This window comes from Bradyrhizobium sp. USDA 3315, from assembly GCF_054056795.1.
Map to the genome: position 1 here is coordinate 1,638,431 of NZ_JBSRYP010000001.1, position 12,422 is coordinate 1,650,852.

Sequence of the window (12,422 nt, forward strand, 5' to 3'; positions counted from 1 at the left end):
AGAATCCGACAGGAGATGTGCTCGCGGACACCGGCGACAACTGGCAAGTGTCAGGTCGAAGCTATCCCGCGGATAGCACCGTCACGATCAAGAGGAGGATATCGCGTGATCGTCGAAATGCGCATCTATACAATTCAACCCGGTCAACTAAGCTATTACCTGCAGGAGATCGAGGCGTTCAATCTTGTCATCGACGAGCACCTCACGCCGTTGATCGGATACTTCACCAACGAGGTCGGCACGCTGAACCAAGTCGTCAGCATGCGGGCCTACGCCGATTTCGCCGACCGGTCGGCGCGGCGCAAGGCGCTCACCGCGGATCCCAGATTCCTGGAGGCCGCAAAGCGCCTCACGCCGCTCATGCAGAAGCAGGAAAACTGGATTTTGCAGCCGAGCAGCTTCTCACCGCTCAAGTAGGGCCGCGCAGGCGCTTCGCGTTGCCCTCCGGCGACGCGGCCGATCGCGAATGAGACGGCGAGCACACACGCGCTCGCCGTCTCTCCAAACCGCCTCGCAGGAGCAGCCTGCTGGAGGCGGAATCCAACAGGACAACAGTCAATGAGAAGGCCACTGTCGCGCTACGCGACAGTGGCCTTCGTCTTCCTGCTCAGACGCGCACGACGGACTTGGTCGTCGGCAACTGGTTGAGGCCGATCAGCTGACGATACTCATCGGGCGACATGATCTCCCGTCCCAACGCCTGCGCAACGCCCGCGACCATCTCGAACTGCTTGGCGTTGCTCTCGATGACGTCGTCCTTGTGCGGCCACTTCCAGATGGTGTCTTCCATGCCGACCCGGACATGCAGGCCCATCAGCATTGCCAGTACCGCGACGTAAGTGCTGGCGCGGCCGGCCGCGCACACCATGATGGCGGCGGTCGGATCGACCCGCTTGATCAACCGCACCGTGCGCAGCAGGCCGTCGATCATGCTCTCGGTATCATACATCGGGCTGCAGCCCGGCAACGCAGGCAGCACGCCCCAGAAGGTCGGCGGCTCGAGCAATCCGGTGTCGATCAGGAAGCGTCGCGCATTATCGACATCACCGTCCGTATAGACGCCGATTTGCGGGATCATCCCGGCCGCAAGCGTCAGCCGGGTCTTCTCGATCATGCCGTGCGGCGATTTGACGAACATGTTGTCGCCGAGCATGACCGAGGTCGCATTGATCGGGACCGCGTCGAGCAGCCCCGATTTCAGGACGCGATGCATCTCCTCGCTCTCCTCCTGGTTCACGGCGACGAGGCACGCGTCCACCGAAACCTTCGGATAGGCCTTGCGCAGCGGCAGGATCACCTCCTCGAACAGCCGCTGATCGAGGACATTGAATCCCTTTTCGTCCCGCACGTGGATATGGACCACCGGCGCACCGGCAAGGATGCACTCCTCTGCCGATTTCCTGATTTCTTCGATGGTGGTGGGCTGGTTCGGATTGACCTTCTTCGAATGAAACGCGCCGGTGATGGCCGCCGAGATGGCCACCTTCGGCGGCACGGCCCAGCGCGGCATCGGCTCGACATCGGAAAATCGCGAGCTGTAGGGATCCATGATGTCCGGCAAACCATACGGCTGCCAGGTCATCTGCAACCCCGTTCGCCCCAGCCACTTGTTGACCTGTTCCCAATTCACTCGGTTGTTCGTGATCGACATTCTGCTTTCCTTCGGTTGACTGCGGAAAATATGCCGGCACTGCAACCCAGGCCGAAGGCCTAAGACCTCCGCTTTTCAGATGGTGAAAACGAGGTCGGTCCTCCGGCGCGGCCGAGGAAAAATTGAAGCTGCAGGTCGGGGCGGTGTTATTGACGCTGCGGTGAGCCGCAGCTGCGGTAGCAAAGTAGTCGACAAACATGGATTCTTGGAACACTTGCTTCGACGGCCTGCCGGCTTCCCTCTGCGACGGGGTAGCGGGAGAGCGATTCGTCCCCGAGTTGAACATTCGCTGGCTAGTGAGTGCGCCTCGACGATTCTCCTGCCGAGATCATCTCACACGACGCACAGGTCGAACGGAGGACCAGCTACAAACGCGGAGACGGTCGGCTGTTCCTCAGTCACATTGTCGAGAGACGTTTGATCTACTCTCAAAGCAAGCACCGTTTGAAAAACCGTTTTAGTTCGGTCGTCTCAAGCTGTGCGCGAGGCTGAGTCCTTGAAGACACTTGGTGGGCGCACCAGGGCTCGAACCTGGGACCCGCTGATATTAAGAGTCTGAACGCTGAGCCTCCGCCGCACCAGTTTCGCACCAGAAACAGCGCGAACGAAACGCCACAAACGCGATCGAGCTCGAACGAAACTGTAGGAAAATCAGCGAAGCTAGTCGGCAGTCCGCCGCTCATAACGGTCTGGTTGCAGGTTCGAGTCCCGCCGGGCCCACCAATGAGATCAACGTCTTACCGGCTCCGTGTTGCCCCTGGCGCGACGACCGCACCAGAAACCGCACCAGATACGTCCACTTTTCGTTCGTCGCAGACTCCCTTATCACGTGGGACAGAAAGCAAGAGTGCTAGGGGCCTTTCGTCGCCTACCACTGCGCACGCACTCCGACCGAGCTGCTCATTTGCGGACGCATGAAATCGCACGGCTTTGCATCCCTCGGAATGCTAGGTCTCGGGTCGCCTGACTAGCAGCACCTTTGGAAATGCCTGGCTTCCAAACGAACAGTTGGAGCGACCACAAGGTCTTGGATTTTTAACACCAACGTGCCACTCGAGCGAACCCAGAATGGCGGAATCAAAATCAGGCGGGATGTCGAGCAAGTTCAACACCCGTTCTGAATTTTGCGCGAAATTTCCGGCCCAGAAAGATCAATGGGTTAGAGTGCGGTTCAGAATGAAGAGGCCCACCGGGGCCAGTCGGTCCCGCAATACCGCGTCTTTGATTTCCTGACAACGGCCCCGATGCAGTCATCGAGCCCGTTCAGCCTGGACGCTTGCCCTCCGAAGGCGAAGGCCACACGTTCGAATCGTGTCGGGTGCGCCATTTCATCACAAGGCTACCCGCCACGTCCGCTCAGGGTCTTGGTCGTGTAAAAACGCCAGTCCCGAGGCAGTCGGGACTGGATTGGTGTCATGCCGCGATCGCAGCCATCAGCGGCTTGATCCCGACGATGTTCATGACCCGTGTCAGATTGTAGGCCAGGACGGAGAGCGCCATTTCGGCCGCCACTTTCGGAAGCGTTTTGGTGAGGAAGTGTGTCGCTCCCATGCGGGCCTTCATGGTGCCGAACGGATGCTCGACAGTTTCGCGGCGCTGACGCATGGCGTGCGGGCTTGCATCAAGGCGCTGCTGCACAGCCTCGAGCAGATGCTCATGCTCCCATCGCGTAATCCGCCGTTCTGACCCAGGCGTGCATTGGGTCTTGAGCGAACAGCTTTGACAGGCCGTGGTCCAGTAGCGCCGCAGCACCTTGCTGTCTTCTTCATTCGTATAGCGATATGATAGCCGCTCCCCGGCCGGGCAGCGATAGACGTCCTCCTCTGGCAAATAGGCAAAGTCCTGTTTACCGAAGCGTCCGTCTGCCTTAGCGCCGGACGTTAGCGGTTTGGGCAGAGTTACCGTGATGCCCGCTTCGTGGCACGCAAGGATCTCTGGGCTGTTGAAGTAGCCGCGATCGGCTACAGCTTCGAGCGTCTCAGTCTTCAGAACAGCCTTCGCCCGCTTGGCCATATTGGCAAGTTGTGCCCGATCCGAGCCGCTGTTCGTCACCTCGTGCGTCACAATCAGATGGTGTTCGGTGTCTACGGCGACCTGTACGTTGTAGCCGACAACACCAGAGCCGCGCCCGCTCGTCGCCATCGAGCGGCTGTCGGGGTCGGTCAGGGAGATTTGCTGGTCGGGTGACGCAAGCATCTGCTTCTCGTAGACGGCAAGCTTGCCCATTTCCTCCTTCAGTTTCGTCAGCTTCTCGGTAAGCCTCGTCACCTTCGTGGCCAGGGCCTCGGTCGGCTCCTGGCGGTCGGCCGTGTCAAGTTGGCTCAGATAGCGCGCGACGCTCTCCTCCAACTGAGCACGCCGTCGCTCCATCTTCGCGCGCGTGAAGTTCCTGTCCCGGTTGTTCACGGCCTTGAACTTGCTGCCATCGATGGCGACGCTCGCCGTCGCCAGCAGACCCATCTCTCGGCAGAGTTCGACGAAGCGCGCACATACCCTGCGCAGCGCCAGGCCGTTGTCCTTGCGGAAGTCCGCAATCGTCTTGTGATCGGGAGCGAGCCGACCCAGCAGCCACATCACCTCGACGTTGCGCCCGGCCTCTCGTTCCAGCCGCCGGCTCGACTGTACCCGGTTCAGATAACCGTAAATGTAAAGCTTCAGGAGCACCGAGGGATGGTACGACGGCCGACCGGTGGCCGCCGGCTCCACACCCTCAAAGCCCATCTCAGCCAAACCGAGCGCATCGACAAATACGTCGATCACGCGAACAGGGTTGCTCTCGTCAATGAAGTCATCGAGGCATTCGGGCAACAGCGACCGCTGTCCACGATCCGCCTCTTCAACGAAGCGCCTCATCGATTCCCCCAAAGAATCACAGGAGAATCATAACAGCAGCCCAGCGTTTTCACACAGCCAGGGTCAAAATCGGTCCCCTCATCGCTGGATTTGGACGCAAGTACGGCTCCAATCGTCTGAAAGCGGACGCCGGATTGGAAGGAGTTCGAGCTGAAAATGACCAGCCTCACGAGTTGAGGAGGTCAACATGACCGATATTCTGAGCGCTATCCCTGCTGTCTCGAAACACGCTCCGTGGAATAAGGGAAAGATCGTCGGCGCGAAGCCGCCGCTCCGTCCGAAGCACGTCTGGTCAATCCGAAGCAAACTCCAGGTCGAAGGCCGGATGCGCGATCTGACGCTGTTCAACGTCGCCATTGACAGCAAGCTGCGCGGCTGCGACCTCGTAGCCTTGAAAGTTGATGACGTTGCGCCGGGCGGATATGCGGCCGACCGCGCGACCGTCCGACAGAAGAAGACCGGCCGACCAGTCAAATTTGAACTAACGGAATCGACGCGTCAGGCAATCGATGACTACCTGCGGGTGACCGCCAAGAAGTCAGGCGAATACCTGTTCACTGGCCGGCGGCGGACTGGACACATGACGACCCGCCAGTATGCCCGCCTCCTATCCCACTGGATCGCTAACATCGGACCGGACCCGCACCTGTTCGAGACGCATTCCCTTCGCCGGACCAAGGCGACCTTGATCTACCGCTGAACCGGCAACTTGCGAGCCGTGCAACTCCTTCTGGGGCACACCAAGATCGAGAGCACCGTCCGATATCTCGGCATCGAGGTCGACGACGCACTCGCGATAGCAGAACAAGTTGATGTCTGACTTCGGGGGCAGAGCAGACGCGCTCTGCCCTGCCCTCACAGACGGCTCCGGGCCAAAACCCGAAATCAGCCCCAAATGCAAAGCCGGTAGACGCGCCGTGTGTCTTGATTTGTCGCTTCGCGAGCTCGCAAGCGCACCCGGTGAAGAGCAGTGTCACCCTGCTGCTGGACCGATACCACCAGGTAGCTGCCGGGCGAGGTGCGACATTCCCATCACTGGGAAGCGCCCGGGTGGTCAATTGTAAACTTAGGTATGGTCGTCTCAGACAAATGCAGTGCACAGATCGACCTCCGTGCAATGGCGCGGTCCATCTTTCCTGACTACGCTTGGATAACGACGAGACAATCGTCTGGAACTGCCATACGGGAAAGCGCCCAAAAAGCAAGGAACGAGTGATGGGCTGGATGTTCGACAACGTCGAACGTTTGATTGCCCGGCTGCAGAAGCCGGTCAATCACTGTGAGCCGCTCATCTCGGATGATGCGGCGAAGGCCTTACGCGACACGCTTCGACCCGGTGACGTCCTGCTGGTCGAAGGCAAAGGTCGTATTTCCGGCGGCATCAAATATCTCACTCAATCGACCTGGTCGCATTCGGCGCTGTACGTCGGGCCGATAGCGGGCGCCACAACCGGCGGCGAGCCCCACGTCCTGATTGAAGCCAATGTCGACGAAGGCGTCGTGTCGGCGCCTCTGTCGAAGTATTTGCATTGTCAAACCCGCATCTGCCGGCCAGTTGGCCTGAGCGAAGCGGACTGCGAACAGGTCTGCCGCTACGCATTCGAACGCATTGGTCTCGGATACGATTTCAAGAACATCATCGACCTCATGCGCTATCTATTCCCATGTCCGCTGACGCGGCGTTGGCGTCGCCGAACCATCGCGCTCGGTTCTGGCGATGCGAGCCGCATCATCTGTTCGTCGCTGATTGCGCAGGCATTCGAGGCCGTGCGTTACCCGGTCCTGCCCAAGATCACGCACATCGAGAATCAGTCCCCGCGGCGCGAAGTCGCCGCGATCCGTCACTCCTCACTCTACGCGCCACGCGACTTCGATATATCGCCCTACTTCATGGTGGTGAAGCCCACGCTAGCGCGCAGCTTCAACTATAAAGAGATGCAGTGGGCCGATCTTCTCCAGGCTCACGCCGACCAAGCCACACCTGCGCGGGAGAGAGAACGCGCGATCGCGGCAGTGGTATAGTCGGAATTTCCGGTGACGTGAGGCCAGACTATTGAATGCGAAACCAGTTGTGCTGACGTCCGTTTAAGATCACAAGCGGCGGTCGAGGCAAGCGCGGCCCGGCATCCGGTTTACCGCTGACAGCCGACATGACAATGGCTTGATCGCTGTTCGGCTTGGGGCCCACTTCCGGACTCGGTCAGGGATTGCGCCGCGAGAACGAGACAGCATATGCAGCGTTGCGGATGTCGATCAGCGGATCGTCGGACTGCTCGATTCCATCGGTGAGCTGCCCCGGTAGAAATAGCAATCTTTTCTGGAGCTCGACACTGTTCTCCGCTGCCCTGTCGATCGTCAGCACCCCAAGCTCGACCACCTTACGATTCTCGGGCCAGGGCTTTGTCGGATCTTTCGTGGAATCGTCCGCCGCAGCGAGTTGTGCCTTGAAGTGAAACGTCACCGGCCCCCGCTTCAGACGTTCTGGCAACTCTTCCATCAAGAAGTCCGTTGTCCGTTTCGCCGCGTCAGATTTATCGAGATGAACGACGTTCTCAGGCAGCATCTGATACCGGACTGCCTGCCTCTCACCCGCTTTGTTGACGAAAACGAACGCATCAATGCCGTAGTATTCTTCGTCGACGAAGCTGTCTGGCGTGGCTACGGTGCTGAAAGCGGCAGGAACCGAGGGATGGCTCGCCGCGAACTGTTCGAATTTCGTCGGCTTGGTAGCATTCGGCGGGCTGTCCGCGAGCGCCAAGAGCAGGTCGCGAAACTCTTCGCCCGTAGATACCGGGAAGAACTTGAAGGAATTGATCGCAATATCGGTGTCGCTGCTGTCCGGCAGATGGAACTTCACTGCCATGCCGTGCGGATTGGCGTTTTCGGACCCATCCGGCAGGTTCGGTATTCCCGTAGAGTCCGAGAAGCGCACAGTCACCGGGATCGTGCCGCCGCTGAATAGGGCCGCTCGGCTTAGCCCTGCGGCTCCCGGAGATGGTTTGAAACTACCCTCGACAACAATGCCTTTGGCGTGATTGGCCCGGAATCCGGGATGCACCCCAAATACCTTGTTCATTGCATTGACGAGCTGTTCCGCGAGGGGCTGGTCCTGGGCCAGCGCAACGACGGGCGCGGCCAAACCGAAACCAACCAGCGCAGCAACGACTTTGTAGTTTGTCATGGGGGCCTCCTTGTGAAGGCGCAGCGGAGTATAGCACCAAGAGGCCGGCTACGTGCGAATTCAGTCTCGGGATGAGTCAGTCAGCACGAGCGCAGTTCTTTGCCGATCCCGGTCGCTGTTCAGGCGGGCTAGATCGTCATCAAGAACTAATGTTCGCCTGAGCAAGCGAATCGACTGCTGAGGGTCAAAATGCGAAGAACTCAGTGTGAGCAAATCTAGTCGGCTATCCCCCACTAACCGGATCTGAATGAGAGGTGTCGCCACTTCGCTGATGGACCAGAAGCGGTCATCCGATCACGTTCGTCGGCGCGGGCGAGCGCGGGCTCATTCCAGCAGCCCTGCTTTCCGGAGACCCTCGATCAACAGCTTCGAGTTTGATTGCCCGCCCCGGGCAATCCACCCAGATATTGTAAAGGCGGGATCGATCTCAAGCAGACTCGCCGCAGCCTCGCGCCCCTCAGCGTCACGTCCGAGATGGGCGAAAGCAGACGCGAGACAGCGGTAAGCTGACGGATAAGAGGGGTTTTGCCGTTGGGCTTTCTTCCCTGTGACGATTGCCTCGCCAAAGCGACGAAGCTCGATCAAGGCCATTCCCATCCCAGCAAACGTCTGGTGTAGCCCCGGGTCTAGCGGGCTCATGCGAATAGCGCGTTCAAAGCTCCGGACCGCCTCCTGCGGCAGCCCCGCAACTTTGTAGACCCAACCTCTGTCTTGCCATGCGGTATATGAATTGGGGTTGAGCGCAACCGCCCGGTCAGCCATTTCGATCGCACTTTCGCAATCGCCGACGATGAACGCCGAGGTTACGCAAGCCAGTGCTAACGTGTGTGGATCACTATCGTCGCGGCTCAATGCCAAGTGACCAAGCCGAACTGCTTCCTTGCGGTCGAATTGAGGATCGGCAGCATAGCCCAAAAGGACGTTGAGCATGTGACAGTTACCTGCGAGGGCAGCGACCAAGCCGAACCAAGGGTCCAGCTCCAAGGCGCGATGAGCCAGCCTGATCGCCTCGGCCAACCCTTCGCGGGTCGTTAGGTAAGACTGCTGCCTAGCTCGGAGATAAAAATCATACGCGGTGAGGTTCTCAGGTCGCCGCCGCGTCGCCATTTCAAGTTCAGCTTGAAGCAACTTTGGCCGAATGGCTGAGACAACGGCGACCGTGACTTCGTCCTGTAGAGCGAAAACGTCGGTTAGGTCACGCTCGAACCGGTCCGCCCAAATGTGCGCGCCTGTTACGGCATCAATCAACTGCGCGGTGATCCGAACTTTACCCGCCGCCTTGCGGACAGCCCCCTCAAGGATATGGCGCACGCCAAGCCTGCGCCCGACTTCCTTGATATCTACGGCTTTTCCTTTGAACGTGAAGCTCGAATTGCGAGCGATCACGAACAGCCATTTGAACCGCGAGAGCGCAGTGGTGATCTCTTCTACCATCCCGTCGGCGAAATACTCCTGCTCGGGATCGCCGCTCATATTCTCGAACGGCAGCACAGCGATGGAGGGCTTGTCGGGAACTGCAAGGGCGCCCTCGGGTGCAACTTCGCTGGAATTCGAGCCCGCAACTTCTCGCGCCTCCCGCACCTGTCCGACGAAACGGAAGCCCTTGCGCGGCAGTGTCTTGATCAGGCGCTGTTCCTCCCCGGAATCGCCGATCGCGCTTCGGGCGACATTCAGCCGTGTCGTCAGTGCTGCATCCGAGACGCTCCGCCCATTCCAAACGGCATTGATGAGGTCGTCTTTAGCGGGTCCAGCAACTCGATGACAGCGCTTTGGCTCTTGGCTGCCATCGTGGCCAGCGAAGATTAGGTCAGCTGTCGTGTGGGAAGCGGCAATTCAGATTTTGGCCCGAAGCCGCTTGTAAAGGACGGGCAGAGCGTGTCCGCTCTGCCCGTGGGTTCAGACGTCCACCTGTTCTGCTATTGCGAGTGCGTCATCGACCTCAATTCCGAGGTAGCGGACCGTGCTCTCGATCTTTGTATGCCCCAGCAGGAGCTGTACGGCTCGCAAATTGCCGGTACGGCGATAGATGAGCGTCGCCTTGGTGCGACGAAGAGAATGCGTTCCGAACAGGTGAGGGGCCGGCCAATCATCGGCTACTAGATCCGGTGATACTGCACCAGCCAAGACGCTGACGAAAGCCACAGTAGATGCGACGATATCGCGAAGATGCCGAACCAGTCGCATCGCTTCCTCGTTTAGGTCAGCCTCGGCAAATGTGCCGCTAATGCTTCTTCATGAAGGCAAGGACAGCCTGATCGTAGGCGTCGGGGTTCTCCCATGGAACGGTATGTGAGCTCGCAGCGATTTCAACTCGCTCGCGATTGGGCAAGCAAATTTCCAATTGATCTATGACCCGATGAAACACAGGATGGCTTCGTTCGCCATTTGACAAGAACGTGGGTGCCGTAATCTTCTTGGCCATGTCGCAAGTGAAAACCGGTCGTGGCCGTTTCGTGGTCGCATCCGCCTGAAACGACGCAACGTTGTCCAGGTTCATCTTCTTGTCAGCGTCTGACCGGCGCTCGTAGGCTCCCGGACCGCCGATGGCATCAACGATCATTGGAATGCCACGCTGCACATCGCCGACTTTGAGAGCCTCTCTGGCAGGCGCCATCTGTCCAACGAACTCCTTCAAAGCGTCCGCGCTGTTTGGCACACCGTTTAGCATGCCCCAGGCGGGCGGCTCATTGAGCGCGAGACTAACGACCATATCTGGGTGTGTGGCTGCAAAGAAAAGCGCCGCGTATGCGCCTGACGAATGCGCTACGACCCTGATCTTGGAGAAACCGAGGGCGCGCGCGAAGGCAGCGAGATCCTCACCGTGCACATCCGGCGCTGCGCTATCTGGCGATCCTTCGGGGCTCACGACGTTCGGATAGTTGTTCCGGCGGCTGTACGCTATCGCACGATAATGGGCCGCAAATTTCGGAAGCTGTTCACTCCACATTCGATAGTCCTGCAAGCCACCGTGAACAAAGACCAGCGGCTCACCTTGACCCTGCTCGATATAGGCAAACTCATAGCCGTTGACGGATATCCGCTTGATTTCATCTGCCTTGGTGGTCGTGGCGCTAAGGGTCGAAGAAGAAATCAGAGCAAAAAGAGAATAGCCAATAGCTCTGCTAATCGACATTGCGGCCTCCTCGTAGTGGTTGCCTCCTATGGATCAAAGCACTTCCGCTTCACCATTCTCGGGCACGCTCAGCATGTCTCAACAGGGCCAAGAGAATCGTGCGCCACAATACCGTGGCGTCCAGTCCCATGGACCTCCTTCGCCGCGTTGCAGTTCTCCAAAGACTAGACGGCCACCCGTCTATGACCACCCCGCGGGGACGTGTTAAACATTGACAGCATAGTACCGTATGTATAGTGTACTAGTCAATGCATACACACCTACTTAAATCACTTCGTCTCGATAATTCGGGCGTTCCCATCTACGTCCAGTTGCGAGAACAGATCCTACGAAGCCTTGGCGCGGGCGTGCTGGCGAGCGGCGACCAGATGCCAACCATGCGCGAAGTGGCCGTGGCTTTGAAAATCGACCTCAACACGGTCCGGCACGCTTACGACGAACTGGAGCGGATGGGCGCGATCACGCTGGTCAGGGGTCGCGGCAGCTTCGTAGCCCAGCCTCCGCCGCCAATGGGAGCGCGCGCGCAGGCATCGCAGATCGACGCTCTTGCGAAACAGACCCTCGCCACGGCCGTCGCAGCGGGCGTCGACCCGACTGCCCTGGCGGATCGAATAAGGGCCCTCACAAAGCAAAAGGAATAGTCGTCATGAACAGCTATCTTGGTGCAAAAGGTGCCAACCAACTCGCCATCACACTTGCCGCTGTCGCCCTCGCACTTGCCGTCGCGACCGGTTGGTTCGCTTACGACACCGCCTCGCGCGGCGGCTATGTCCTTGCTGCAATTCTGGTCATCGTCGCGATCCTGATCCCTCAAGCGATCAAGGTTGCTGATCAGTGGGAGCGCGCGATCGTTCTCCGGTTGGGAAAACTGTCCGCCATTCGCGGGCCCGGCCTGTTCGTGATTGTGCCGTTTATCGATACGGTGGCGTCCTGGCTCGATCAACGTATCCAGACCACGGAGATCAACGCGGAAAAGGCACTCAGCAAAGATACCGTGCCGGTGAATATCGACGCGGTGATATTCTGGCAAATCCACGATCCGCAGCGAGCCGCGCTCGAAATCACGAACTATCGACAGGCGATTACGCAGGTCGCACAAACCTCACTTCGGGAAATGGTCGGGTCGTCCTTGCTGTCGAACCTGTTGTCCGAGCGCAAGCAGGGCGATGAGCTTTTGCGTGAAGAAATCGGTCGCAAGACCGCAGATTGGGGCGTGGCGGTACTTTCAGTTGAAATCAGGGACATTGGTGTGCCGCCTGCATTGCAAGACGCGATGAGCCGGCAGGCGCAAGCCGAGCGCGAGCGACTCGCGCGTGTTTTGCTCGGCCAGGCCGAGCAGGAGATAGCGCTCAAGTTCGTAGAAGCGGCGGACATCTATGCTCGTACTCCAGCTGCTATGCAGCTGCGCGCCATGAATATCATTTATGAAACGACCAAGGAGCGCGGTGCCACAATTCTCATTCCGACGGCAATGGTTGACGCCATGAACCCCGGTGGTGCGATGGGTATCGTTGCCGCCGCGCGTCCGCTTCCGGCTTAATTGTAGTGGCAAGGATCGCGCTTGCCGTGGAGGGTCCCGAAAAAGTGAGGTAAATAAGTTCGTC

9 protein-coding genes and 2 pseudogenes are annotated in these 12,422 nt (G+C 59.0%); 5 read left to right on the top strand and 6 right to left on the bottom strand.

Features of this window, described 5'->3' with window-relative positions:
* Nucleotides 1–105 precede the first annotated feature (105 nt).
* Nucleotides 106–417, top strand: a complete 312-nt coding sequence (locus ACVIYL_RS07570) for an NIPSNAP family protein (RefSeq protein WP_456778149.1) — start codon at nucleotides 106–108, stop codon at nucleotides 415–417.
* Between the two features lie 190 nt (nucleotides 418–607).
* Here ACVIYL_RS07570 and ACVIYL_RS07575 read toward each other — a convergent pair whose 3' ends face one another.
* Entirely contained in the window at nucleotides 608–1,651 is a 1,044-nt protein-coding gene (locus ACVIYL_RS07575) for a 3-keto-5-aminohexanoate cleavage protein (RefSeq protein ID WP_456778150.1), read from the bottom strand.
* Nucleotides 1,652–3,064: 1,413 nt separating this feature from the next.
* A complete protein-coding gene (locus ACVIYL_RS07580) occupies nucleotides 3,065–4,504 on the bottom strand; it encodes an IS1182 family transposase (protein ID WP_253607763.1) in 1,440 nt (479 codons plus the stop codon).
* 187 nt (nucleotides 4,505–4,691) lie between these two features.
* Between ACVIYL_RS07580 and ACVIYL_RS07585 the strand changes: the two are divergent.
* A pseudogene (locus tag ACVIYL_RS07585) lies at nucleotides 4,692–5,324 on the top strand (tyrosine-type recombinase/integrase).
* Nucleotides 5,325–5,719: 395 nt separating this feature from the next.
* A complete protein-coding gene (locus ACVIYL_RS07590) occupies nucleotides 5,720–6,526 on the top strand; it encodes a YiiX/YebB-like N1pC/P60 family cysteine hydrolase (protein WP_456778151.1) in 807 nt (268 codons plus the stop codon).
* 178 nt (nucleotides 6,527–6,704) lie between these two features.
* Here ACVIYL_RS07590 and ACVIYL_RS07595 read toward each other — a convergent pair whose 3' ends face one another.
* The 4 genes and pseudogenes from ACVIYL_RS07595 to ACVIYL_RS07610 form a co-directional block, all read right to left on the bottom strand.
* Nucleotides 6,705–7,685: a catalase family peroxidase gene (locus ACVIYL_RS07595; RefSeq protein WP_456778152.1), complete on the bottom strand. Its 981-nt coding sequence runs from the start codon at nucleotides 7,683–7,685 to the stop codon at nucleotides 6,705–6,707.
* 324 nt (nucleotides 7,686–8,009) lie between these two features.
* Nucleotides 8,010–9,158 carry a tetratricopeptide repeat protein gene (locus ACVIYL_RS07600; protein ID WP_456778153.1) on the bottom strand — a complete coding sequence of 383 codons (1,149 nt, stop codon included), beginning with the start codon at nucleotides 9,156–9,158 and terminating at the stop codon, nucleotides 8,010–8,012.
* Between the two features lie 423 nt (nucleotides 9,159–9,581).
* Nucleotides 9,582–9,761, bottom strand: a pseudogene (locus ACVIYL_RS07605) (tyrosine-type recombinase/integrase); the annotation flags it as partial.
* Between the two features lie 145 nt (nucleotides 9,762–9,906).
* Nucleotides 9,907–10,818, bottom strand: coding sequence for an alpha/beta fold hydrolase (locus tag ACVIYL_RS07610; protein WP_456778154.1), 912 nt, complete (start codon nucleotides 10,816–10,818; stop codon nucleotides 9,907–9,909).
* A gap of 248 nt (nucleotides 10,819–11,066) precedes the next feature.
* On the opposite strand from ACVIYL_RS07610, the gene ACVIYL_RS07615 reads away from it, so the two are divergent.
* Together ACVIYL_RS07615 and ACVIYL_RS07620 are read left to right on the top strand one after the other, a co-directional pair.
* Nucleotides 11,067–11,459, top strand: a complete 393-nt coding sequence (locus ACVIYL_RS07615) for a GntR family transcriptional regulator (protein ID WP_456778155.1) — start codon at nucleotides 11,067–11,069, stop codon at nucleotides 11,457–11,459.
* 5 nt (nucleotides 11,460–11,464) lie between these two features.
* Complete coding sequence (locus tag ACVIYL_RS07620; protein ID WP_456778156.1) at nucleotides 11,465–12,358, top strand: slipin family protein; 894 nt, start codon at nucleotides 11,465–11,467, stop codon at nucleotides 12,356–12,358.
* Nucleotides 12,359–12,422 lie beyond the last annotated feature (64 nt).

Excerpts from the sequence above, each read along its gene's own strand:
- ACVIYL_RS07575 (WP_456778150.1), bottom strand. The coding sequence starts at position 1,651 with ATGTCGATCACGAACAACCGAGTGAATTGGGAACAGGTCAACAAGTGG.
- ACVIYL_RS07580 (WP_253607763.1), bottom strand. The coding sequence starts at position 4,504 with ATGAGGCGCTTCGTTGAAGAGGCGGATCGTGGACAGCGGTCGCTGTTG.
- ACVIYL_RS07590 (WP_456778151.1), top strand. The coding sequence starts at position 5,720 with ATGGGCTGGATGTTCGACAACGTCGAACGTTTGATTGCCCGGCTGCAG.
- ACVIYL_RS07595 (WP_456778152.1), bottom strand. The coding sequence starts at position 7,685 with ATGACAAACTACAAAGTCGTTGCTGCGCTGGTTGGTTTCGGTTTGGCC.
- ACVIYL_RS07600 (WP_456778153.1), bottom strand. The coding sequence starts at position 9,158 with ATGAGCGGCGATCCCGAGCAGGAGTATTTCGCCGACGGGATGGTAGAA.
- ACVIYL_RS07610 (WP_456778154.1), bottom strand. The coding sequence starts at position 10,818 with ATGTCGATTAGCAGAGCTATTGGCTATTCTCTTTTTGCTCTGATTTCT.
- ACVIYL_RS07615 (WP_456778155.1), top strand. The coding sequence starts at position 11,067 with ATGCATACACACCTACTTAAATCACTTCGTCTCGATAATTCGGGCGTT.
- ACVIYL_RS07620 (WP_456778156.1), top strand. The coding sequence starts at position 11,465 with ATGAACAGCTATCTTGGTGCAAAAGGTGCCAACCAACTCGCCATCACA.